Source organism: Chryseobacterium gleum, from assembly GCF_900636535.1.
Classification (GTDB): Bacteria; Bacteroidota; Bacteroidia; order Flavobacteriales; family Weeksellaceae; genus Chryseobacterium; species Chryseobacterium gleum.
The window spans coordinates 4,624,941-4,650,190 of record NZ_LR134289.1 but is presented as its reverse complement, the minus strand read 5'-3'; the positions used below and the strand labels follow the sequence as shown (position 1 = coordinate 4,650,190).

The 25,250-nt window shown below is 37.1% G+C and carries 20 protein-coding genes; 11 read left to right on the top strand and 9 right to left on the bottom strand.

Annotation, left to right across the window (positions count from 1 at the left end):
- Positions 1-27: 27 nt before the first annotated feature.
- Together EL165_RS21400 and EL165_RS21395 are read right to left on the bottom strand one after the other, a co-directional pair.
- Positions 28-2,796 carry a TonB-dependent receptor plug domain-containing protein gene (locus EL165_RS21400; RefSeq protein WP_002984348.1) on the bottom strand — a complete coding sequence of 923 codons (2,769 nt, stop codon included), beginning with the start codon at positions 2,794-2,796 and terminating at the stop codon, positions 28-30.
- A gap of 419 nt (positions 2,797-3,215) precedes the next feature.
- Positions 3,216-5,546, bottom strand: coding sequence for an ATP-dependent helicase (locus EL165_RS21395; protein ID WP_002984351.1), 2,331 nt, complete (start codon positions 5,544-5,546; stop codon positions 3,216-3,218).
- Positions 5,547-5,840: 294 nt separating this feature from the next.
- Here EL165_RS21395 and EL165_RS21390 point away from each other — a divergent pair, with 294 nt between their 5' ends.
- The 3 genes from EL165_RS21390 (at position 5,841) to secG (ending at position 9,731) form a co-directional block, all read left to right on the top strand.
- Positions 5,841-7,154 (top strand): M16 family metallopeptidase, encoded by a 1,314-nt coding sequence (locus EL165_RS21390; protein WP_002984353.1) that lies wholly within the window; start codon positions 5,841-5,843, stop codon positions 7,152-7,154.
- 53 nt (positions 7,155-7,207) lie between these two features.
- Entirely contained in the window at positions 7,208-9,253 is a 2,046-nt protein-coding gene (locus EL165_RS21385; protein WP_002984355.1) for a M16 family metallopeptidase, read from the top strand.
- A 133-nt stretch (positions 9,254-9,386) separates the two neighbouring features.
- A complete protein-coding gene (gene secG / locus EL165_RS21380; protein ID WP_002984359.1) occupies positions 9,387-9,731 on the top strand; it encodes a preprotein translocase subunit SecG in 345 nt (114 codons plus the stop codon).
- Positions 9,732-9,781: 50 nt separating this feature from the next.
- On the opposite strand, the gene EL165_RS21375 is transcribed toward secG, so the two are convergent.
- Complete coding sequence (locus tag EL165_RS21375) at positions 9,782-10,621, bottom strand: glycosyltransferase family 2 protein (RefSeq protein ID WP_085951011.1); 840 nt, start codon at positions 10,619-10,621, stop codon at positions 9,782-9,784.
- Positions 10,617-11,228 carry a recombination mediator RecR gene (gene recR / locus EL165_RS21370; RefSeq protein ID WP_002984364.1) on the bottom strand — a complete coding sequence of 204 codons (612 nt, stop codon included), beginning with the start codon at positions 11,226-11,228 and terminating at the stop codon, positions 10,617-10,619. Before recR ends, EL165_RS21375 begins: the two co-directional genes overlap by 5 nt.
- 376 nt (positions 11,229-11,604) lie before the next feature.
- On the opposite strand from recR, the gene EL165_RS21365 reads away from it, so the two are divergent.
- From EL165_RS21365 to EL165_RS21345, 5 genes are all read left to right on the top strand, one after another.
- On the top strand, positions 11,605-12,210 hold the full coding sequence (locus EL165_RS21365; protein WP_002984368.1) for an LURP-one-related/scramblase family protein: 606 nt from the start codon (positions 11,605-11,607) through the stop codon (positions 12,208-12,210).
- A 23-nt stretch (positions 12,211-12,233) separates the two neighbouring features.
- Entirely contained in the window at positions 12,234-12,728 is a 495-nt protein-coding gene (locus tag EL165_RS21360; protein WP_002984370.1) for a hypothetical protein, read from the top strand.
- 154 nt (positions 12,729-12,882) lie between these two features.
- Positions 12,883-14,325, top strand: a complete 1,443-nt coding sequence (locus EL165_RS21355) for an aminoacyl-histidine dipeptidase (protein WP_002984374.1) — start codon at positions 12,883-12,885, stop codon at positions 14,323-14,325.
- Between the two features lie 198 nt (positions 14,326-14,523).
- A complete protein-coding gene (locus EL165_RS21350; RefSeq protein WP_002984376.1) occupies positions 14,524-15,105 on the top strand; it encodes an LOG family protein in 582 nt (193 codons plus the stop codon).
- A gap of 114 nt (positions 15,106-15,219) precedes the next feature.
- Positions 15,220-17,370 carry a prolyl oligopeptidase family serine peptidase gene (locus EL165_RS21345; protein ID WP_002984378.1) on the top strand — a complete coding sequence of 717 codons (2,151 nt, stop codon included), beginning with the start codon at positions 15,220-15,222 and terminating at the stop codon, positions 17,368-17,370.
- A gap of 58 nt (positions 17,371-17,428) precedes the next feature.
- On the opposite strand, the gene EL165_RS21340 is transcribed toward EL165_RS21345, so the two are convergent.
- Together EL165_RS21340 and EL165_RS21335 are read right to left on the bottom strand one after the other, a co-directional pair.
- Positions 17,429-17,758: a 2Fe-2S iron-sulfur cluster-binding family protein gene (locus EL165_RS21340; protein WP_002984379.1), complete on the bottom strand. Its 330-nt coding sequence runs from the start codon at positions 17,756-17,758 to the stop codon at positions 17,429-17,431.
- 12 nt (positions 17,759-17,770) lie between these two features.
- A complete protein-coding gene (locus EL165_RS21335) occupies positions 17,771-18,826 on the bottom strand; it encodes an NAD(P)/FAD-dependent oxidoreductase (protein ID WP_002984381.1) in 1,056 nt (351 codons plus the stop codon).
- 153 nt (positions 18,827-18,979) lie between these two features.
- Here EL165_RS21335 and EL165_RS21330 point away from each other — a divergent pair, with 153 nt between their 5' ends.
- Together EL165_RS21330 and EL165_RS21325 are read left to right on the top strand one after the other, a co-directional pair.
- Positions 18,980-19,750 carry a DUF3108 domain-containing protein gene (locus EL165_RS21330; RefSeq protein ID WP_002984383.1) on the top strand — a complete coding sequence of 257 codons (771 nt, stop codon included), beginning with the start codon at positions 18,980-18,982 and terminating at the stop codon, positions 19,748-19,750.
- A gap of 197 nt (positions 19,751-19,947) precedes the next feature.
- Complete coding sequence (locus EL165_RS21325) at positions 19,948-21,468, top strand: serine hydrolase (protein WP_002984385.1); 1,521 nt, start codon at positions 19,948-19,950, stop codon at positions 21,466-21,468.
- A gap of 277 nt (positions 21,469-21,745) precedes the next feature.
- Here EL165_RS21325 and pheS read toward each other — a convergent pair whose 3' ends face one another.
- Together pheS and EL165_RS21315 are read right to left on the bottom strand one after the other, a co-directional pair.
- Entirely contained in the window at positions 21,746-22,756 is a 1,011-nt protein-coding gene (pheS, locus tag EL165_RS21320) for a phenylalanine--tRNA ligase subunit alpha (protein WP_002984387.1), read from the bottom strand.
- 126 nt (positions 22,757-22,882) lie between these two features.
- Entirely contained in the window at positions 22,883-23,542 is a 660-nt protein-coding gene (locus EL165_RS21315) for a YceI family protein (RefSeq protein WP_041462154.1), read from the bottom strand.
- A 75-nt stretch (positions 23,543-23,617) separates the two neighbouring features.
- On the opposite strand from EL165_RS21315, the gene EL165_RS21310 reads away from it, so the two are divergent.
- Entirely contained in the window at positions 23,618-24,553 is a 936-nt protein-coding gene (locus EL165_RS21310) for a sulfate/molybdate ABC transporter ATP-binding protein (protein ID WP_002984391.1), read from the top strand.
- Positions 24,554-24,892: 339 nt separating this feature from the next.
- Here the strand turns inward: EL165_RS21310 and EL165_RS21305 are convergent, their stop codons facing one another.
- Positions 24,893-25,237, bottom strand: a complete 345-nt coding sequence (locus tag EL165_RS21305) for a zinc ribbon domain-containing protein YjdM (protein ID WP_027373877.1) — start codon at positions 25,235-25,237, stop codon at positions 24,893-24,895.
- Positions 25,238-25,250 lie beyond the last annotated feature (13 nt).

The following is a 25,250-nucleotide window of genomic DNA, read 5'->3' as shown; positions in this document are numbered from 1 at the left end:
TTTTTATGAACTTTATCGGTTATTCTATTAAAAGTTGAAATTTAGTCTTGCAAAAACATATCTTCCGTTCTGTCCAAACTGAGAAGTGGAACGTGAGTAAACGAACTGATCATTATTGGTAGAAGCAGGAAGGTTTTTCGTTGGATAAATATCAAACAGGTTATTCACACCCAAAGTAAGCCCTACATTTTTGGTAAACTGATAGGCCGCAGAGATATCAGTAATGATTTTATCTCCGATCTGCTGATGTTCATTAAAATCAATGATTCCATCTCCGTTAACATCAATGATATCAGCACCTGTTACTTTTCCGAAATAAGTATTTCTCAGATAGAAGTTGGCATTTTTCCATGAAAGGGTATGCGAAAGGCTGGCTTTCACTCTTGGCACAGCTTCTTCAAGATACACTCTTGATTTTTCAGAAAAATAAATCTTTTCAAGGGAAGGAGACTGCAGCAGCCCGGCTGAATGAATTTCTCCTACCTGTTTGGTTTGGTTCAGGTTAATTGCAAAATTATTATCCAGTTTAAATCCTGAAAATCTTGCATTATGTGAGATCACAACGTCTACTCCCTTTGTTTCTGTATCAATGGCATTGGTAAAGAATTGTGCAGCATTGATTCCTAACTGGTCGTAAGCTTCCTGTGCTTTCTGTGGAACGCTTGCTCTTAAGAACTGGTCTGTAAGAATAATACGGTTATCAATTCTCGTGAAATAACCGTCTGCGGTAAAACTAAGCCCGGCCGAAGGAATTCTGTATGTAAACCCTACACTTGCTGATTTGGAAGTTTCCTGCTTCAGTTTAGGCATATCCAAAAGCCCTGCGAGCTGAGAATCATTACTGAAAGTTCCTACTTCCAAAAGCTGATTATTCGTAAACAATGTAGAGGTTACATTATAATAAATCTGATGGATTGATGGTGCTCGGAATCCCGTAGAACCAGCAAATCTTATATTGAAATCAGGAGCAACCTTGATTCTTGATGCCAATTTATAATTAAATGTAGAACCAAAATCAGAATAGTTTTCATATCTCGCCGCAGCATCTACCAATAGCCAGTTGGTAAAGTTAAATTCCACATCCGCATAGGCTGCTACCGACTGTCTGTTTTTATCTACTGCATTTCCGGGCTTAAATCCGTTGAAAACCTGAGAACCTCCCGGAAGCGATGCTCCGAAAAAATCTGTAGGTCTTACAGAATTTCCGTTCCAAACATTTCCTGAAACGTCATATGTTGCATAAGAAGCTTCCTCTCCCTGGGTAATTTTAAAATTTTCATATCGGTGCTCACCTCCAAAGGCTACATTGATACCTTCCCATACATCGTATTTTTTAGAAAAATCTAAATTGATCGTATTTTGAGAAAACCTTAAGCCACCTGCATTGAATTCCCTTGGTGAAGCAAAGCGCAGAGAGGTATTGCCTGTATTCTGAATATTATAGGTAAATGAATTCTGTCCGTAAGTATTACTGAAATCAATATTCCATCCATCCCATTTCCCTTTTATTCCTGCTGCTAATGAAATATCCTGAATATCTGTTCCGATTTGTGGAAGGTAACCATTGGGATATAATCCCGTAAAAGTTCTGCTTTCGCTTGGTCTTCTGTAAAACCCTCCGGAAGTTCCATGTCTTAAACTGTATCCTCCAAAAGTGTATACTTTCCAGTTTTCACTGACAGGCACTTCAGCATTTACAAACAACTGATGATTATTAAGTTTTGACTGCCCGACCTGCATATTAAAATCCTTTCTCGTCTGACCTCTGTAAGCCAGTTCCTGATCGGTAAAGTAATTAAGCTGATCTCTGGTAAAGCTCGAAGATTTCAAGACATTCTGTAACGCAGAGATGGTACCGGCTCCCTGAATCGCATTTTGTAAATCCGGAGAAAAATAGCTTACATTCTGTGCATACTGATGAATGTAATTCACGATCTGCTGTGAATTGGGTGTATTATTTATATTGGTAAAAAGAGAAGAAAGGTTTACTCCGTCATTTAAAGCACGTTGTTCAATTGCATTATAAGCATTATAAATAGGTCCACTTTCTGTTCCTGCTCTATACGTTGGATTTCTGAACTGTGACGACCAGGTAATATTAAAGAATCCTCCCTTGGTTCCGATTTTATTTCCATAATTCAAATCCAGCTGAATATTTTGTCCGTCAAAATCTCCGGTATGATCGTTAGCTGTTGGCGTAAGGTTTCCTCCGTAGCTGATCTGACCTGCAAGTTTTCCTGTATCTCTTTTAAGATCAAGGTTAATGACACCTGCAATGGCATCAGAACCGTATTGCGCTGCAGCTCCGTCTCTTAAAACTTCAATTCTGTTTAAAGCAAAAGATGGAATAGCATTCAAATCTGTACCAACAGTTCCTCTTCCCGGCGTTCCGTTTACATTCACCAATGCTGAAGTATGTCTTCTTTTTCCATTCACTAAAACCAAAACCTGATCTGGTCCCAATCCTCTGAGCTGTGCGGGATCCAGATGGTCTGTACCATCAGAATTGGTTTGAATAGTGGAAGTAAATGAAGGTGCTACCGCGTTAAGGATCTGCCCTATATTCGTCTGCGGAAGAATGATTGAAGATTCTTTTACATTAAAGACATCTACAGGAACCGCACTTTCTGTCTTAGATCTGGCACCGGCTCTTGAACCCAATACAACTACTTCTTCTACATTATTGGTTTTTATACTGTCTTTATTTGTTTTTATGCTGTCTTTTTCCTGTCCGTAAGTAAATATACCAAGGAAAAATAAAACAGAGGCCGAAAGAATAGTTTTTTTATTTCTCATATAGTTTAGAATTTGATAACATTTATGTTTTTTACAAGGTGCAAATGTAAAATTTATTTATTAGTCTACAAAATAGATAGACTTTGTTTTTATAAAAAATAGTTATCGTTTCTTTCTATTCCTCACTTAAAGTTAAGATAACTTAAGGAAATATTTATAAAAAATGTTGTTTTATAGCAGGTTAACTTTAAATTGAATTTTATAAAAACGCTACGCACGCAAAGAAATCTCTTACTTATTGATTATTTTTTGGTCGCAACGCACTTCGTTCAGCAGGATTTATCTTAGCTAAGTGGAACGCCTTCGCGAACGAAAAAATGAAACAGTTCAAATAGAACAGAACTCTGCGAACTTCGCGTTTAAATAAAAAAACGGATCCAAAATTGAATCCGTTTTCTTTATATTATTTTATGATAAAATTAAATCTTAGTCAGTTTTGCATATTTCAGGATCAGATTTTTCTCTCCTTCATGCATGAAAACTACTTTTGCTTTGATATTCTGAGGATCAGTTCCATCCAGAAAAGTGACTTCTCCAATTCCGAAACGGTCATGTCTCACTTTATCACCTACTTCAATATCCTGAGACGAGGCTCCGCTTGGATTGATAATTTTAGCCGTGCTAACAGGTTTCAGTTTTCTTACTTCCGGTGCCGGTTTTGAAGTCTCTCCCCTGTCGATTGTCTTTTTTTCAACCTTTTTGAAAGATCTCATTTCGGAAGGATGTTCATCAAAAATATTGGACTTTACCCCTGAATTATTGATAAACCTTTTTTCCATAGCAGGATTAAGGAATTCAATATATTCATCATCAATTTCACTTAAGAATCTTGAAGGTTCAGCATCGGTGATTTTCCCCCATTGGAAACGGGAAACAGCATATGAGAAGAAAGCTTGTTTTTCTGCCCTTGTCAATGCTACGTAGAATAATCTTCTTTCTTCTTCAAGATCTTCTCTGGTAGCCGAACTCATAAAGCTCGGGAATAAATTTTCTTCAAGCCCTACCAGGTGAACGACCGGGAATTCCAGCCCTTTGGAAAGGTGAATGGTCATTAATGAAACCATATCATCTTCCAGTTCTTTATCCTGAGTATCTGCAGAAAGAGCAATATTTTCAAGGAAATTGGAAAGACTCGGATCACCGTCTTCAAGCTGCATCTGTTCTTCAATGAATCCCTGCATAGAGTTCATCAATTCCTGTACGTTTTCTACTCTGGAAATTCCCTCAGGAGTCTGATCATCTTTCAGGAATTTGATTAAACCGCTTCGTTTTGCCACTTCCATGGCAACACTGTAAGCTGTTTCTGTTTTTAATAGTACCTGAAAGGCCTTGATCATAGACCAGAAATCATTCAGTTTATTTAAAACTCCGTTGTTTAAACCTAACTGTGGTGCATACATCGGAAGATTATCCAACACTTTTGAAACGGCGATATTGTGAGCATCTGCAAAAACGATCAGCTTATTCTGTGTTGTTTCTCCGATTCCTCTCGCCGGATAATTGATAATCCTCATCAATGCTTCAGAATCATTCTCATTGATAAGGAGGCGAAGGTACCCGATAAGGTCTTTTACTTCTTTTCTTTGGTAAAATGAAAGTCCACCGTAAACTTTGTACGGAATGTTTTTACGTCTCAACGCATCTTCAAAGGCACGCGTCTGAGAGTTGGTTCTGTATAAAATAGCGAAATCACTGTACTTTCTCTGGTCACGGTTACGAAGTTCCCAGATATTTCCTGCCACGAAATTGGCTTCATCAGCATCGGAAAGCGAACGGTATATTTTAATTTTGTCCCCTTCTTCATTATCACTAAATACATTCTTCTTAAACTGCTGCAGGTTTTTTGCAATCACAACATTCGCAGCATTTACAATATTCTGTGTAGAACGGTAATTCTGCTCCAAAGATACCGTTTTAGCATCCGGATAATCTTTTTTAAAGTTTAAGATATTATAAATATTCGCTCCACGGAAAGAGTAGATAGACTGTGCATCATCCCCTACCACACAGATATTTTCAAATTTTGAAGCCAACGCTTTTACAATAAGGTATTGAGAGTGGTTCGTATCCTGATACTCATCCACCATAATGTATCTGAATCTGTCCTGATATTTGGCTAATACTTCCGGGAAACGGGTTAAAAGTTCATTGGTTTTCAACAAAAGATCATCAAAATCCATGGATCCGTTTCTGAAGCACTGCTCAACGTATCTCTGATAAATCTGCCCGATGAACTTCATGTTCGCTTTTTCATCAGCTTCCATCAGTTCCGGATTATTGAAATATGCTTTTACCGTAATCAGATTATTTTTATAAGTCGAGATTCTTGCCTGAACTTTTTTAGGTTTATAAAGATCTGCATCAATATTCATATCCTTCAGTACCTTTTTGATCACATTCAAAGCATCCTGCTGATCATAAATGGTAAAGTTGGAAGGATAACCAAGATAATGGGCTTCAATTCTTAAAATCCTCGCAAAAACCGAGTGAAAAGTTCCCATCCAGAGACTTCTTGCATTGCTTTCCCCCACAACTTTTGCGATACGGTCTTTCATTTCACGTGCCGCTTTATTGGTAAAGGTAAGCGCCAGGATATTGAAAGGGTCTATTCCGTTGTGTATTAAGTGGGCAATACGCATGGTAAGTACACGCGTTTTCCCGGAACCTGCTCCGGCAAGCACCATCAGAGGTCCCTGTAAAGAGGTAACGGCTTCATATTGTGATTCGTTGAGTCCTTTCAAATAGTCCATACAGCAAAAATTTTGGGAACACAAAATTAAGGTATTCGGAGGAGAATTCAAACTCTCATAAAGAAGTTAGGGGTATGAAGTATTAAGATTGTATTTGTCAATGGTCAATTTTGCTCCGCAAGTAAATTGTGAAGGATTATTCTTGGTCTCAACTCCCGCAACCCTAGTCACCTAACAAATTGACAAGCGAAGCGAATTCACTATTCACCATTCACTATTCACCAATATATTTCTACATATTCTGTAACATTTAATTCACTTTTCATACTAATTGGTAAACAATTTCTAAATTTTATGAAAAAGCGACTTCTTTCTGCTGCTGCCGTAGCTTTCTTCGGGCTAATGCTGAACGCACAGCAAATTAAATTCGAAGAGTATGACCTTCCCAATGGTCTTCATGTAATTCTTCATCAGGATAACTCAGCACCGGTGGTAACAACAGGTGTAATGTACCATGTAGGTGCAAAAGATGAGGTAAAAGGCAGAACAGGCTTTGCTCATTTTTTTGAGCATCTTTTATTCGAAGGAACTCCAAATATACAAAGAGGTACATGGATGAAAATTGTTGCTGCAAATGGAGGAATTAATAATGCCAACACTACCAATGACAGAACTTATTATTATGAAACATTCCCTTCCAACAACGAACAGCTTGGCCTTTGGATGGAAGCTGAAAGAATGCGCCACGCTGTCATCAATCAAATTGGTGTGGATACACAGAGAGAGGTTGTAAAAGAAGAAAAAAGATTAAATATGGATAACAGACCATATGGAAATCTTTTCACAGCAATTTTAAATAATCTATTTATCAACCATCCTTATAAATGGCCCACTATAGGATCAATGGAAGATCTTAATGCGGCAAAACTAGAAGAATTCCAAGCATTCTACAAAAAGTATTACGTTCCGAACAATGCTACTTTGGTTGTTGCGGGAGATATCAAACCTGAGCAGACAAAAAAATGGATCGAAACGTATTACGGAGGAATTCCAAAGGGAACAGTATATCCTAAAGATTTCCCGAAAGAAACTCCTATCACTCAGGAAAAAGAAGTGACCGCTACTGACCCGAATATTCAGCTTCCGGCTTATGTTTTCGCGTACAGAACTCCGGCTAATAAAGAGAAAGATGCTTATGTTTTAGATATGCTTTCTTCTTATTTAAGTAATGGTAAATCTTCCGTTTTATATAAAAAATTAGTTGACCAGGATAAAAAAGCACTTCAGGTAGCTGCTTTCAACCAGGGTCTTGAGGATTACAGTATCTTCGCATTCTTCGCGATTCCGATGGGACAGACTACCAAACAGGTTCTACAGGCAGATATTGATGCTGAAATCAAAAAGCTTCAGACTACTTTAATTTCAGAAGAAGATTATCAAAAACTTCAAAATCAGTATGAAAACCAGTTTGTAAATGCTAACTCGAGCATTCAGGGAATTGCTGCTTCATTGGCAACCAACCACGTATTGATGGGTGACACGAATCTTATCAACAAAGAAATTGACATTTACAGATCCATCACAAGACAGGATCTTCAGAATGCGGCTAAAAAGTATCTTAATTCCAACCAAAGAATAATCATCAACTACGTACCTGAGAAAAAGTAATCATTCCAGTTTTTCAGGTTAACCTATGATTATTAAAAATTAAATTTTTACAAATGAAAAAGCAATTAACATATATAGCTGCAGCGTTTTTCTTTACAGGAATGGTTTCAGCACAAAAAATAGATCTTAATGCAATGCCAAAACCAGGACCTACTCCTGCGATCAACATTGCCAAGCCAAAAACATTTCAGCTAAACAACGGCCTTACAGTGATGGTGGTTGAAAACAACAAACTGCCAAGAGTAAGCGCAAGTCTTTCTATGGACAGACCTCCATACAACGAAGGGGCTGTAACGGGTGTAAGCGAAATTATGGCCGAACAGTTCGAAAACGGAACAACCAACATGAGCAAAGATGATTTCAACAAAAAAGTGGATTATCTTGGGGCTAACCTTAATTTCTCTTCAGGAGGTGCTTCTGCCAACTCACTTTCAAAATATTTCCCTGAAGTATTAAACTTAATGGCTGATGCCATCATCAATCCAAAATTCTCTGCGGAAGAAATTCAAAGTTCTAAGGAAAGAGCCATCGAAGGATTAAAATCCGACGAAAAAAACGCATCTTCTATTGCTTCAAGAGTTTCCAATGCTTTGATGTATGGAAAAAATACTTCTAGAGGTGAGTTTGAAACGGTGGAATCCATCAACAAAATCCAGCTTGCTGACGTACAGAATATATACAAAAAATACTACGCTCCGGACAATGCTTATCTGGTAATCGTAGGAGACGTAAAGTTTGATCAGGTAAAACCTCTGATCGAGAAAGCTTTCAGCGGTTGGAAAAAGGCAAATACACCTGTCACCCCACTAGAACCGGCTTCTAATGTTGCTAAAACAGAAATCAACGTAGTGGATGTTCCTTCAGCAGTACAGTCTGTTGTTTCCTTAAACAACCTGAATACCCTGAAGATGAAGGATGCCAACTACTTCCCTGCAACAATTGCCAACTACATTCTTGGAGGAGGGGGTGAAGCCAGACTTTTCATGAACCTTCGTGAGAAAAACGGATTCACTTATGGTGCTTATTCAAGCATGGTTGCAAGTAAATATTCTCCACAATTCTCTGCAAGTGCAAGTGTAAGAAATGAGGTTACAGACAAAGCAGTTAAGGAATTCATGAATGAACTTAATGCTATTTCTACTGTAAAACCGGAAGAACTGGCTAATGCAAAAGCAAAACTGAAAGGAGCTTTCATCATGTCTTTGGAACAGCCTGCGACGATCGCAAGATTTGCTTTAAATCAAAAGGTTCAGGATTTACCGGCTGATTTCTATACCAACTACTTAAAATCTATTGATAAAGTAACAGCAGCAGATGTTACCAATGCTGTAAAAGCTACCATCTTACCTAACCAGAGCAGAATTTTCATCGCAGGTAAAGCCTCTGATATTTCTGAAGGGCTGGAAAAGCTGGGGTATCCTGTAAAATATTTTGATAAAGATGCCAATCCTGTAGCGAAACCAACGGTACAGAAAGTGGATGCCAGCGTAACTGTTGCATCTGTTGTTGATAAATATATCAATGCCATCGGAGGAAAAGCTAATCTTGCAAAAATTACTTCTTACACCACAAATGCTTCAATGTCTATGCAGGGACAGAATATCGATTTTAAAATCGTTAAGGCACAAGGAGGAAAAGAACTTACTACTGTAACAGCAATGGGTCAGGTTGTTCAGAAGCAGGTATTTGACGGAAAAACAGGTTATTCTGAGCAAATGGGACAAAAAGTTGCCATCACGCCGGAAGAAATTGCTGAAAAACAAAAGAATCCTGAGCTTTTTGAAGAATTAGGCTTCACAAAATCCGCTGATTATAAATTAGGAGGAATTGAGAAAATCGGAGGCGAAGATTCTTATGCAATCAAAGGCGGAGATACAACGTATTACTACAGCGTTGCAACAGGATTGAAAACCGGAGAAACTAAAAAAGTAAAGGCTAAGGGTCAGGAAATGACTATCCCAACAACATTCTCTAATTACAAAGATGTAGAAGGCGTAAAAATGCCTTACACCATCTCTGTAAGCCAGATGGGAATGGATATGACCATGACGGTAAAGTCTTATGAAATCAATAAAGCAACGGATGCTGATTTTAAATAACAACATCCTGTTTTTATAAAAAAAACGGTAACAATTGTTGCCGTTTTTATTTTTATCAACATTTGGCGACATCTTTTTTTGCCATTCAGTAAAAAAAGATTAAATTTGCCCATTCAAAAAGATATCAGAATTAATGGATACTATATTTACACTATTGATGGTTCTTGTTATGATTGCCAGTGTTTTATTGGTAATTATCGTTATGGCGCAAAATCCAAAAGGAGGAGGCCTTTCCAGTACATTCGGAGGTGCATCATCTGCACAGTTCGGGGTACAGAGAACCAATGATTTCATGGAAAAAGCAACATGGACTCTGGGCGGAACTATCATCGTTCTTATCCTTTTAAGCGTTGTTATTACAGGTAAGCCTTCTCAGGCACTTCCTCAACAGCCAGCGAAGAAAGAAGCTCCTGCAAAACAGTCAGCTCCTGCTTCTTCTACAACAACTCCGGCACAAACTCCTGCACCGGTAAAATAAGAAGAACATTATCTTACATAAAACAAAAGCAACTCAATTGAGTTGCTTTTTTATTTTAACCTGATCTTTTCAATCTGATGCCGGAGCTTCAATCCTGCTTTCAAAAATGAATATTGTACAGGTTTAGATTCTTTATAATACTTGTCAATAAAGATCTGCATTGCTCCATAGAATCTGCTGAGATATACCTCATCTTTAATGGTACTTTCCCCTTTATGGTGAAGAATTGAAACCTTTCCATAATAGAAGTTTTTATATCCGTTTCTTAAAAAGGTATAGCAAAGATCAATATCTTCTCCATACATAAAATAAGCTTCATCCAGCCCGCCTATTTTTTCGTACACTACTTTTTTAGCCAATAAAAAAGCTCCTGTGATCACATCAACTTCAGCTACCTCATTTTCTTCTATATCGTTTCTGTAATAGGATTTTGAATTGTTCGTTTTGAAATTGGTAAACAGTTTTTCAAACGAATTGAACATATCCGGAACTGAGCGTTTACTTTCAGGCAAAAAATTTCCTTCAGCATCATGCATCCTCACTCCCAGACATCCAAAGGAAGGCTTTGCATCTGCAAAATCCAGCAATTCTTTCATATAAAATCCTTCAAGCTCCGTATCAGGATTTAGAAGTAAAATATATTCTCCTTTTGCGGTCCGGATGGCCTGATTGTTGGCTTTTGAAAAACCGCCATTTTCTTTGGAAGCAATAAAATGTATGTTGGGAAATTCAGTAATAAGCTCTTGCCATGAAGCGTCTGTAGAAGCATTATCGATGACAATGACTTCATATTTTATCTCCAGGATATATTTCTGAAGCGACTGGAGGCAGCTTCTGAGCAGTTGGGTGACATTGTAATTAACAATAATAACAGACAGCTTCATATTAATCTTTCTCGTTGTATGGCAATCTGTTGATAATAGATCTTCCTAAAGAAATTTCATCGGCATATTCCAGTTCGTCTCCTACCGAAATTCCTCTTGCAATGCTTGAAAAATTAACATTGAAGTTTTTAAATTTCTTATAAATATAATAAGCTGTCGTATCTCCCTCCATCGTAGCACTCAACGCAAAAATAAATTCTTTCACTTTCCCTTCATTCAGCTTTTTTTCAATGCTGGGAATATTCAACTGGCCTGGTCCAACTCCTTCCATTGGAGATATTTTTCCACCAAGAATCAGATATTTCCCCGTGTACTTCCCTGTATTTTCAATAGCAATGACATCACGCACATCTTCCACAATACAGATCAGTTCGCCATTTCTCTTTTCATTGCTGCATATTTCACAAACGTCAAAATCTGAAAAATTATGACATTCTTTGCAGTATTTAATTTCGTTGACGAGATTAATCAGGGAGTTTCCAAGACTTACGGCTCTGGAGCTGGGCTGCTTCAACAAATGTAATGCTAATCTTAAAGCCGTTTTTCTACCAATCCCAGGCAGTCCGGAAATCTCATCCACCGCCTTTGCCAATACTTTACTAGGGTAATCCATAAGTACAAAAATAAGGATTAAAGTTGATAATTTACAGTGAATCGTAAATCGTCGATTCGCTTCGCATGTGAATTTTCATATAACATAAATAAATTTAACGCAGTGTTCGCTAAGATTTTTTTTTAATTCTTAAAAACGATCGCGGGAGCGTTTCACTCAGCAATAGACAAATCTGATATCCTGGCTGAACGAAGTGCCTTTGTGATCGAAATAAATAAAAATAAATATCAACCTTGCGAGCATAGCGTTTTTTTTAACAAAAAACATTTTCAACACAATGTCTCATTATGATATTTTATATTTCTCTCTTACCTGAGAACTGTAAAAAAACCTTTATATTTGCGGCTTAAATTAAATATGAAAAAAATAAACTGACATGGTACTTAACAATCTTAATTATCCACTGGATTTCAAATTCAAAATCACTACTTTAGCAAGCGACTTCAACATTACTGACAAAAACGGAAATTATGTGGCGTATGTTCGTCAGAAAATGTTCAAGTTAAAAGAAGATGTTATCGTTTTTAATGATGAGAGCAAATCTAAAGAGCTTTTCAGAATCAAAGCGAATCAGTGGATTGATTTCAATGCTTCGTATTCTCTGAATGATCTTATTGATAACAAAAACTATGGCAGACTGGCAAGAAAAGGTATGCGTTCTCTCTGGAAAGCAAGCTATGATATCCTTGATGCACATGATCAGCCTAAGTTTAAAATTCAGGAAGACAGCGCATGGGTAAGATTCTGGGACAGCTTTGTAGGAGAAATTCCTATCATCGGAATGTTCACCGGCTATTTTCTTAATCCATCTTATACAGTAACCGGTATTGATGGTAAAGCTTATTTTAAGCTGAAAAAAATGCCGTCATTCTTCGGAAGAAGATTCCAGCTGGACAGACTGATTGACATTGATGATCAGGAAGAAAGTTTAGTGATCCTTTCTTTACTAATGATGACGCTTCTTGAAAGAGCAAGAGGATAAACCAATTATAAAACCACAAACACATGAAATATTTAATCATTTTATTTTCTGCATTTCTGCTGGTAGCCTGTAAAAAGGAAAAAGAAACTGTTTCAGATTCTGCTCCTGCTGACTCTTTACATGTCACTAAGGACTCTGCTTCCACTGCTGGTACTTCTTCCGGAAATATCCTGGTGGGAACAATTCCGTTTCCAAAAGAAATCAAAGAATGTTCCTGCTATTTTGCTGTAAGCAAAACTGATTTTGAAAATGAAAGATACATCTACGCAGATGATGCCGGAAAGACCGCTTATATGATGCTGGACGGTAAAAGACTCGCTATGAATCTGATCTCATCAAGCGATATGGAAGTAGATGAATTGCTTACCAAAGAAATAGAAAATGATGATTATAAGATTTCTGTAAAAGGTAAAAAAATAAAAGGCGAAGAAGCTCTGCTGTTTGAAGGTACTCTGACTATTGAGAAACCAGACGGCACCACTTTCACGACTCCTATTTATGGAGAGTGTGGATGTTAATAAAGCGAAAAAGCCCAATCGCAAAAAAGGTAGAAGCGAAAAAAGGATCAGTACATTTGCTGTTTTGCTATTTCGTCTCCAAATGCATACAAAAGTGCTTCTGTATCCCACAGAAGCATTTTTTATTTTGTAAATTTGGGAAAAATAAATTTCAATGGAATTATCTAATATAGAACCGCATATCATCTGGAAAAACTTCTCCAGATTAAATGCTGTTCCAAGACCTTCAAAAAAAGAAGAAAAAGTAATTGCTTTCATCAAAGGATTTGGTGAGAATTTAGGACTGGAAACTACGGTAGATGAAGTAGGAAACGTTATTATTAAAAAACCTGCCACTGCAGGAATGGAAAACCGTAAATCTGTTGTGCTTCAGTCTCACCTTGATATGGTTTGCCAGAAAAATAATGATGTTAATTTTGATTTTGAAACAGAAGGAATCAAAATGGAAATTGACGGTGACTGGGTAAAGGCAAAAGGAACTACACTAGGAGCTGATAACGGTTTAGGAGTAGCAACCATTATGTCTATCCTTGAAAGTTCAGATATACCCCACCCTGCATTGGAAGCTCTTTTCACTATTGATGAAGAGACCGGAATGACAGGTGCTCTGGGATTAAAACCAGGACAGTTAACAGGTGATATTCTATTGAATCTTGACACTGAAGAAGATGATGAAATTGATATCGGCTGCGCAGGTGGTGTTGATGTAACCATCACTCAAACTTACCCTGCAGAAGCTTCAAAAGGACAAATTGTAAGACTTGAAGTAAAAGGTCTTCAGGGAGGCCACTCCGGAATGGATATCCATAAAGGTTTCGGAAATGCCAATATCATTTTGGGAAGACTTCTTTACAGCGGACTGGAAAACCAGAACATTGAACTGGTTTCTATCGACAGCGGAGGGTTGAGAAATGCGATTCCAAGAGAAGGTGTTGCCGTTATTTCGGTGAGAAATGCTCAGGAGTTTATTGAAAATGTAACGGTTCTTAAAAAAGATATTTTAGAAGAATTCGCAACGGTAGAACCTGGAATCCAGATTAATATTGAGAGCTCTACATCTTCTGACAAGGCAATTTCTGAAGAAGATTCCAGAAAAGTGATCCTTACTTTAAAAGCGCTTCACAACGGAGTTTACAGAATGAGCCCGGACGTAAAAGATCTTGTAGAAGCTTCCAACAACGTGGCAAGAGTAGAACTGAAAGGTGGAGAACTTAAGATCTTAAACCTTACGAGATCTTCTGTAGATTCTTCAAAATATTCAGTAGCGGAACAGTTAAAATCTGTAGCGGAACTGGCTGGAATGAATGTTGAATTCAGCGGTTCATATCCTGGATGGAAGCCAAAACCAGGTTCAGAAATTGTACAGCTGATGGAAAAACTTTACACAGAAAAGTTCAATGAAAAACCTCATGTTGTAGCGTGCCACGCAGGTCTTGAATGTGGAATCATCGGTGCTAATTATCCTGAAATGGAAATGGTAAGCTTTGGACCTACTATCAGAGGGGCACACTCTCCTGATGAAAGAGCCAATATTCCTTCAGCACAGAAATTCTGGAGCTTCCTAAAAGATATTTTAGCGAATATTCCTCAGAAATAAAACATTAAAATTATTATATTGAATATCCAAAGTCTTATGATTTTGGATATTTTTAGTTTTAATTGAAATAAAGATGCTTCGACAGGCTCAGCATGACGCTGCTAAAAATTTATCTCTAAAAAAGCAGTTAGTATTAGAGATGTCATGCTGAGCTTGTCGAAGCATCTCAACAATAGCATAAAAAACAAATCTAATACAATGAAAAGTATCACCGTATTCTGCGGCTCAAGTTTAGGCACAGATAAAATCTATGAAGAGCAGGCATTTTTGCTTGGCCAGACTTTGGCAAAACAAAATATACAATTAATTTACGGCGGCTCTGAAACCGGCTTAATGGGAACTATTGCCAACGGAGTATTAAGCGAAAACGGCATGGTAACAGGAGTTCTCCCCTATTTTTTACAAGCTAAAGAGATTGCTCATAAAAGCCTTACCGAACTGATCCTCGTAGAAACCATGCACGAAAGAAAAACCAAAATGAATGAACTCTGTGACGGCGTTATCGTTCTTCCTGGCGGCTATGGTACATTAGAAGAGTTTTTTGAGATGATCACATGGGCACAGCTTGGGCTTCATAAAAAACCCATCGGAATTCTAAATATTGACGGATTTTATGATGATCTGATCAGATTGGTTCAAACCATGGTCGACAAGGGATTTTTAAAACAGGTAAACAGAGATATGCTGCTGATCAGCAATACCATTGATGAACTGTTGGAAAAGATGAGAAATTACCAGGCGCCTACGGTTGGGAAATGGATTTCTAAAGATCAGGCATAATCACAGGAAGAATATATTGAAACATTCGCTCTTTTTAAAATATGTTTTCATATCTGAGGTTTAAGTTTAGTACATTTGTAAGAATACTTTCTCACGACTAAAAGAATTAAAACAATGAAAAATGGACTTCTGACAGGCTGTATATTATTAAGCCAGGTCATTTTTGCTCAGTATAATTATCCCAAGACTCCTGAAAATCCTGTGACAGACGATTACTTTGGTACCAAAATCACAGACAATTACCAATGGCTGGAAAACCTGAAAAGTCCCGAAGTACAAACATGGTTCAAGGCACAGTCAGATTTCAGCCATAATCTTATTAATATCATTCCTAATCGTGATGCCCTTTACCAAAGAATGAAACAGGTTCAGGAACTTGGTGGAGATTCTTATGGCTATGCAAAACAAAGAGGAAATCTTTATTTCTATGCTAAAACCAAAAAAAATGAAAAGCTTTCCAAGCTCTACGCAAAAGACGTTTCTACGGGACAGGAAACTCTGATTTTTGACCCTGAAACCTATAAAAAGGATGCACAGATCACCGATTTCACAGTAGATTCCAGCGGTAATAAAATTGCCTTGTTATTTTCCAAGTCCGGGAGTGAAATTTGTGAGCTTAGAATTTTAGATCTGAAAACTAAAAAATTCCTTAATGATACTTTGTCGCCCATCTGGAGCGAATTCAATTTTGAATTTACTCCGGATGGACAGTATATCACCTATACCAAGATGAGCACGGGAGATCCTAACAGCAATATGTTGCTGAAAGAAATGAAGGCGATGCTTCATCAGATTGGGACCAGTCAGGATAAAGACGTTATATTGGGATCACGCGAAGAATATCCGGAACTCAATATCTTAACAGAACAATTTCCTGAAGTATCTTTTACAAGTGATTACCAAACCATGATCTTAAGAATTGGATCCACAAAAAGCGAAAACCCTGTTTTTTATGCTCCGATATCTTCTCTTAAAGATAAAAAAATCAAGTGGAAACAGATCATCAAACCATCGGACGAGATTGTACAGACATTCATCAGCGGAGATCAATTGTTTTTCCTTACTCATAAGGATGCTCCCAATTATAAAGTAGGACTGACAAGTTTATCAAATCCTGATTTCGATCATGCTAAAGTTATTGTTGCTGAAAGCAGTTCTGTCATCACCTCTATCCACAGCTCTAAAAATTATCTGTTCTATTCTTTAAGCAATGGGATTACCCAGGATAAATATCAGATAGATCGTAAAACATTGGCTATAACCAAAGTTCCTCTACCTGGGGGGATCAATAATTCTATCGCTCTTAATGCCCGTGAAAATGATAATCTGCAATGCTATAACAGCAATTGGCTTACTCCCGGCACTTTTTATGATTATAACCCAGAAAGTGGTAAAGCTGTAAAAAGCAAATATTTTAACGGAGACAGCAACTATCCTGATTACAATGCACTGTATGAAGTAAAAGAAGTGGAAGTAAAAAGTCATGACGGAGCAATAGTCCCTCTTTCTATTATTTATCCTAAAAACATCAAAATGGATGGCAGTACTCCAGCTTATATCACAGGGTATGGCGGTTATGGAATATCTTATACCCCTCGGTTTTCCACTAGATTATCAGTATTGCTTGAACAAGGTGTAGTACTGGCAGTTGCCCATGTAAGAGGAGGAGGCGAAAAAGGAGACAAATGGCACAGAGACGGAATGAAAGCTAAAAAACCGAATACCTGGAAAGATTTTATCGCATGTTCCGAATATCTTGTGAATCAAAAATATACTTCTCCCTCAAAGCTTATCGGCAATGGGGCAAGTATGGGAGGAGTCCTTATTGGGCGCGCTATTACTGAAAGACCGGATTTATATGGAGTTGCCATCGCCGAAGTAGGAATGACCAATGCTCTTCGTTCTCAGAACTCAGCCAACGGCGACAATCAAATTCCTGAGGTTGGAAGTATAAAAAATTCTGAAGATATTAAGCACCTTATTGAAATGGATGCTCAAAGCAAGGTAAAAAAAGGCATAAAGTACCCAGCTGTTCTTGTGAGTACCGGAATGAATGATTCCAGAATTACCCCATGGGAACCTGCAAAATTTGCCGCTGCATTACAGAACAGTACCTCTTCCGGGAAACCTGTTTTATTATATGTGAATTATGAAAACGGACACTTTACAAGTGATCTGGAAATAACTTTCCGTGAATATGCAGATATTTATGCTTTTGCATTATGGCAGGTGGGTCATCCGAAATTTCAACCCGAAAAAAAATAAAGCAAAACCCGTCCGAAAAAACTCGGACGGGTTTCTTATTAAGATTAAAAAATATTTTCTAAGGATAAGGAGCAATCTCCACTTCAAGTCCCTCCATTTCATCAGCAATATGCAGCTGGCATCCTAATCTGCTGTTGTCTTTCACGTGAAAAGCTTCAGCCAACATCGCATCTTCTTCATCTCCCATTGGTTCCAGCCCCGGATCATTGATTACATAAACCTGGCACGAAGCACACATCGCCATTCCTCCGCATACACCAATAGTACCTTCTTCTGCCAATTCATAGGAACGGATAATTTCCATTAAATTCATGGACATATCCGTAGGAGCTACGACATCGTGGGTTACCCCTTCTCTGTCGGTGATTTTAATATTAATATCTGACATAATTCTGCAAAATTAGTCAATTTTTTTCACAACAGCCTTCTCTGCTTCTTTACGGCTTCCGTCAAATCCGTCTACTCCACTTACCGTTGTATATTTTAAAACGAATTTTTTACCAGGATTCAGTCTGTTGTAAACACTCTGACACATTAAAGTGGCCTCATGGAAACCACAAAGGATCAGCTTCAGTTTTCCAGGGTAAGTGTTGATATCCCCGATAGCATAAATACCATCAATGTTGGTCTGATAATCAAGGGCATTGTTTACAACGATTGCATTTTTTTCAATATTTAATCCCCAGTTTCCGATCTCTCCCAATTTTGGTGTCAATCCGAATAAAGGAATAAAATAATCTGTTTCGATATCGTAAGCTTCCTGACCTTCTACTTCTACCGTGATAGCCTCTACTTTTCCGTCGCCTTTAATACCGGTAACTTCTGCAGGAGTAATTAATTTGATTTTCCCTTGGTTTTTCAGATCCTGAACTTTCTCTACAGAATCCAAAGCTCCTCTGAACTCATTTCTTCTGTGGATTAAAGTTACTTCGCTGGCTACATTTGAAAGGAAGATACTCCAGTCAAGGGCAGAATCACCTCCTCCTGCAATAACTACTTTTTTGTTTCTGAAGTGCTCAGGTTCTTTAACGAAATATTCAAGACCTTTTTCTTCATAATCAGCTATATTTTCGAAAGTGGGTTTTCTCGGTTCAAAAGTTCCTAGTCCTCCTGCAATGGCAATAGCTCTACATCTGTGAACAGTACCTTTATTGGTAATCACTTCAAACCATTCGTCATCAACTTTTGTATAAGAAACAGCCGTCTCTCCCAAAGTAAATCCTGGTTGAAACTGCTTGATCTGCTCCATCAAATTATCTACCAATTCTCCGGCATTTACTGAAGGATAACCTGGGATATCGAAGATAGGTTTCTTAGGATAAAGTTCCGCCAATTGCCCTCCCGGCTGTGGAAGTGCATCAATAATATGACACTTCATTTTTAATAAACCAGCTTCAAAAACTGCAAAAAGTCCTGTAGGTCCCGCACCTATGATCAATATATCAGTGGTTATCATAATCTTTAAGATAATTTAATTAGACATGTAACTGCAAATTTACTAATTTTAATGCGAAGCATATTTAATTGATTCTAAATAAAAACCTGAGATTTGTCAAATATCTATCAATTAAGATTTTAAATTTGGCAATGTTTTTGTAAATGTCTTGTTATGAAGAAAATTTTAAACCTTTTTGCAGTATTTATATTCTTTTTAGGCTCTGCCCAGATTGATAACATCGCAGACGGCGAATCTATTACTCTTAGGATTCACTACGGCTTCCTGAATGCAGGAACTGCGAATCTTACTACAAAAAAGACTAACTACAAAGGGGTTCCTCATCTCTATGTGAAAGGCACAGGGCAGACAACCGGCGCTGTAAAAGCATTCTTTAAGGTAGAGGATTTATATGAAAGCTTCATCAATACCCAGACAGGATTACCAAGTTTTTATGTAAGAAATGTACGTGAAGGAAGCTATCGGCAACATTTTGAAACCGCTTTCAATCACGATAATAACACTTTGATTTTAACGGATAAAAAAACACCGGCCAATGGGTCTAAAGTTTTAAAATCAGTGAAAGGTGTACAGGATATGCTTTCATGCTTCTATTATTTAAGAAGTAAAAGCCCGGATGAACTCAAAGTAGGAACAATTATCAATATGAACGTATGGATTGATGATGAAATGTTTCCTTTCCAGCTAAAAGTGATTGGAACAGAAAATTTAAAGACTAAATTCGGGACTATCAATTGTTTGAAAATTATCCCATCTGTAAAAAGCGGAAGGGTATTTAAAGAAAAAGAAGGTGTCACCATGTGGGTTTCCAACGATGCTAACCACATTCCTATGCTGTTGAAAGCCGAACTTGCCGTAGGGGCACTGAAAGCCAGCATTGATGATTATAAAAATGTGAAGTATCCTTTAAAGTTTAGTAAATAACGATAATAGAATTCGCCTTACTTAAACTAAAAGGGCTATCTCCTATATTGTTTTTATTATCCAATGTAGAAGATAGCTCCTTTTTATAAGTTTTCATATTTCATATTTTACGTAATTAAATAACAACCATACAGTTATATCTGAAAAGTTTGGCAGTTTACTGAGAAAACTGTAATTTAAACATCATATATAACGACATGCGAACCCGTAAAAATGTAACCAAAGCATCAGACTGGAGATATGCCTTAACCAAAGTCTTTTTCATATTAATGTGCTTAATAGGACCCCTCTCATTTTTACAATCACAAACCACAAAATTAGATTCTTATTTTTCTGCTAAGGCTGAACAAGGAGACTTTAATGGTGTTATTCTTGTTGCTGAAAAAAATAAAATACTATATCAAAAAGCTTTTGGTTTTGCAGATTTTGAAAACAAGGTCCCCAATACAATACATACACGTTTCCCGATAGGATCTATAACCAAATTACTAACAGCAACAGCCGTGCTTCAGCTAGTAGATAAAAAACTTCTTGAACCTGACAAACCTGTGAAATTTTATCTGCATGAATTTCCTTATCCTGATATAACCCTTGCTCATCTTCTTTCACATACGTCTGGATTGCCTTCCTGGGATATTGTATTTGGTAAAGCAATTAAAGAACACCCTGATACTGTATTTAGTAATAAAGACATTTTAAAAGAATATTCGAAACAAAATATCAATTTAGTTTTTAGCCCGGGTTCAGCTCATGAATACAACAATGCAAATTCAGTATTTGCAGCCTTGCTTATTGAAAAAGTTACCGGTAAGCGATATGAAGATTATATGAAACAGCATATTTTAATACCTGCAGGAATGAAGAATACTTTTATTCCTACAACACCCTTTTTTAATCATCTGCCTGCAGAACGGAAAAATGTAGCTAAATTATATATAAGCCATATGTACACTCCGTTAAAAGAAAATTCAGATACTATACAAACAAATAAGAATTACTGGAAAAGATTTAATTTTAAAGGTTTTGGGGAAATCATTACAACCGCGGAGGATTTATTTCGGTTTAATACCGCATTAACAACAGGAAAAATCCTTAACCCATCTGTTTTGAAGACATCACAAGAAGCAATACAGCTTAACAACGGAAGAACTCTGCCCAGAGGTATGGGTTGGCAGGTTGAAAAGGATACTATTTTAGGTAAAATAGTTGGTCATGGTGGCGGTCTTACAGGTTTGCTGACCAGTTTTGTTTATCAGGTGGATACACAGAGATTAGCTATTATCCTGGACAATACCCAACAGAGCGCAGAAGATCTTAGTATAGATGCACTAATGATTCTTGCAGGCCAACCTCTAACCCCTCCGGGAAAAGATTTAGCCCGGATTTATGGACATATTTTATTAGAAAAGGGGAGCACACCAGCTAAAAATGAACTTTATAAATTAAAAAAAAATACAACAGACTACTTCTTATCCGAACAGCAATTCAATAAACTTGGTTATGATTTTCTCCGGTCCGGAAAAATACCTCAGGCCCTTGAGACTTTTCGTATAAATACAGAACTATTCCCACAGAGCTATAATACATTCGATAGTTATGGTGAGGCTCTTCTTAAGGATAATCAGAAAGAAAAGGCATTGATCATGTATCAAAAATCCTTGGAATTGAATCCTGATAGTGAAAATGGAAAAAAGATGATTCAGGAACTGATGAAGTAATAGCCTATTGAAAGCTGCTGTTTATTTACCATTTAAAAAACTAAAATGATAACAGCTGTAATAAATTTCAATTTTAAATTGTCTTAATTATAGAGGCAGTCAAAGGGCTGCAGCATGTCAATACTTCATTGAAATACTTAGCGTATTCAACCGTAGTATGGGCATAAGAAACAGACACATGTAAATTTTTCAATAAGATCAGTTTTTAGTTACGTTTTGTTTCTTAGGTCAGTAATTAAAAACAAAAAACCTCCGGAGCCTCCGGAGGTTTGATTTTTTATAGTGTTTTGAATTGTTCAAGTGTTCTGATATCATTTTCAAAGAACATTCTGATATCGCTCATCTGGTAAAGAAGCATCGTAATTCTTTCAATTCCCATTCCGAATGCATATCCTGAATATTTCTCAGAATCGATATTCACATTTTTCAGTACCGCAGGATCTACCATTCCGCACCCCATGATTTCCAGCCATCCTGTTCCCTTCGTGATTCTGTAATCAGTTTCAGAGTTTAATCCCCAATACACATCAATTTCAGCACTAGGCTCTGTGAACGGGAAGAAAGAAGGTCTCATTCTGATTTTAGATTTTCCGAAAAGCTCAGTAGTAAAGAACTGAATGGTTTGCTTCAGGTCTGCAAAGCTTACATTCTCATCAATATACAATCCCTCAATCTGGTGGAAAATACAGTGAGAACGTGAAGAAATTGCTTCATTTCTGAATACTCTTCCCGGAGATAAAATTCTGATCGGAGGCTGGTTTTCTTCCATATAACGGGTCTGTACGGAAGAAGTATGCGTTCTCAAAAGAATATCCGGATTCTGCTCAATGAAGAACGTATCCTGCATATCTCTTGCCGGGTGATATTCCGGAAGGTTAAGTGCGGTAAAGTTATGCCAGTCATCTTCAATCTCAGGACCATCTGCTACTGCAAAGCCGATAGATTTGAAGATTTCAATAATCCTGTTTTTTACCAGATTGATCGGATGTCTGGAACCCAGATCCAATGGAAAAGCGGGTCTTGTAAGATCTTCTTTTTCAACGATAACAGAAGATGCTGAAGCATTTTTCAAATCCTCCAGTTTTACAGCCACCGCCTGCTTTAAAGTATTGATCTTCTGCCCGAATTCTTTCTTCTGGTCATTAGGAACTTCTTTAAATTTTTCAAAAAAATCATTCAGAACCCCTTTTTTACCATTGTACTTGATTCGGAAGTTTTCGATCTCTTCCTTAGAGGTAGCATTGAAGCCGTTTACTTCGATCAGTAGTTCTTCTATCTTTTCTATCATTGTTTTACCCTTTCAAAATGTTTTGCAAAAATACGATTTTAAGTTGAATAATAAGTCCGTCATAAAAAAATCTGCCTCTTTTTCGGGAGGCAGACTTCAATCACTTATTTCACTTAAATAAAAAAATTATTTCTTTTCTAAAGCTTTAACGCTGATCTGAAGAGTTACCTCATCTTTGATCACACCGTTTTCAGCAGGAGCCTGGAACTTCACCCCAAACTCTTCTCTTTTGATATCTTTCGGCTCAGTAGCTACGCTCACTTCTCCATTCTTCACAGAAACATTAGCTTTAAACTGAACAGGTTTTGTAATTCCCTTAATCGTTAAATTACCATCCAAAAGCGTATTATAATCACCTTCTGTAGCCGGAGTTACTTTTGTAATTTCATAAGAAGCTGTAGGAAATTTTTCCACTTCAAAGAAATCTCCGCTCTTAAGGTGGCCGTTTAATTTTCCTAAATCTTCCGGACTGTCTTTAAGATCAACAGAAGTTAAAGAATTCATATCAGCAACGAATTTTCCGCTTTCCAGTTTTCCGTCTTTCACTGTCACATCTCCGCTTTCAAACCTGATCGTTCCGAAATGGCTCGTATTTTCAGATTTAAATACTTTATATCCCTTCCATTCAACCTTACTGTTTAGCGTATCCAAAGTGAACTGGCTACCTTCTTTAGTAGTCGTCACCTCATTACTTTCACTGGTAAGCGGTTTATCTTTTTTACAAGAAACCATTACAGCAGCAATAAATAATGCAGAAATAGCTAACGAAAACAGTTTTTTTCTCATTTTTGATTTATTTTTATTAGTTCCGCTAATATAATAAAAAAAAATATGTTTTCATAAAAACCTTACATTTGTAATATGCTATTAGAAATAAACAATTTATTTTTCTCTCACAACAAAGAAAATCCCCTGTTTCAGAACCTTAATCTAAGGTTTGAAGAAAACAGAATTATAGCTCTTGCCGGTGAAAGCGGATGTGGAAAATCTACTCTTCTCAGCCTGATCTATGGCCTTCTTGATTGGGAGATCGGAGAAATTATTTTTAACGGAACAAAGCTTTCAGGACCAAAGGGAAACCTTGTTCCCGGAGAGCCTGAAATGAAATTCGTGGCACAGAATTTTGATCTTATGCCTTACGCTACTGTTGCCGAAAACGTAGGAAAATTTATTTCAAATATCAATTTAAAACAAAAAAAAGAAACCGTAACGGAACTCCTTGAAGTGGTAGGACTTCAGGAATTTGCCAACGTACTGCCTAAATATTTAAGTGGCGGACAACAGCAGAGAGTGGCTATTGCCAGAGCATTATCCGTACTTCCAAAGCTCCTGATTTTAGACGAACCGTTCAGTAATCTTGATTTCCCGAGAAAAATTGAAATCCGGGAAAGACTTTTCAGGTATGTAAAGCAGCATGGTGTTTCTTTAATTATTTCCACCCATGAACTACAGGATATTATGCCATGGCTGGATCAGATTGTTATTCTGCAAAACGGAAGACTTATTCAGAATGACAGTCCTGAAGAAACCTACAGACATCCTTACAATTCTTATGTTGCGAGACTATTCGGGGAAGTGAATATCTTTACCGAAACTGAGGCAGCAGATTTCCAGCTTTCAAAATTTTCTTATTATCCAAAGGAAATAAAAATTACCGAAACCGGTGTTGAAGCTGAAATTCTGGAAAGCAGATTTGCAGGAAATTATTATTGGAATAAACTAAAAGCAAAAGGTAAAGAACTGGTAGTTTATACTGATGATAAAATATCCGGACCTATATGTATTTCGTTTATTTAGGCTAAAAGGCTAAATCGCAAAAAGACGAATAGAAAAAATCCTGAAACAGATCATCAGACTGACTATTAATCCATTTTGCTATTTCATAGTTTTGCCATTTTACCACTTCATCTAACTCCTACATTTCCTTACACTTACTCATAAAAAAATACAAATATAAGAAGCAGTTATAAAACTTTTTCTTACATTTGTATTTCCACAGCATAAGGAAATTTTTGGTTAATTCTCTTTCTGCCTTCCGGACGGACATTAGCAGTACTGCAATTAAGTCTCTTGAAAGATTACACTGTCCAATTTTTTCCTTTTCTTATTTTTAAGGGTATAAAAAGCAAAGCAATCTTACGCTTTCTTTACAAATTCTGATTTAAGAGCCATCGCTCCGAAACCATCAATTTTACAGTCGATATTATGATCGCTCCCTGGTCTTAAACGGATATTTTTCACTTTGGTTCCTGCTTTTACCGGCTTTGGAGCTCCTTTTACAGGAAGGTCTTTTACTACTACTACAGAATCACCATCCTGAAGTTCATTTCCGTTAGAGTCCAATATCTTTCCTTCATTTGCAGCTTCAGAAGCAGCTTCTTCAGGGTTCCATTCATAAAAACACTGAGAACATACCATCATGTTATCGCTTGGGTAGGTAAACTCAGAGCTGCATTTCGGACAAAGTACTGTATCACTCATATTTTAATTTTTT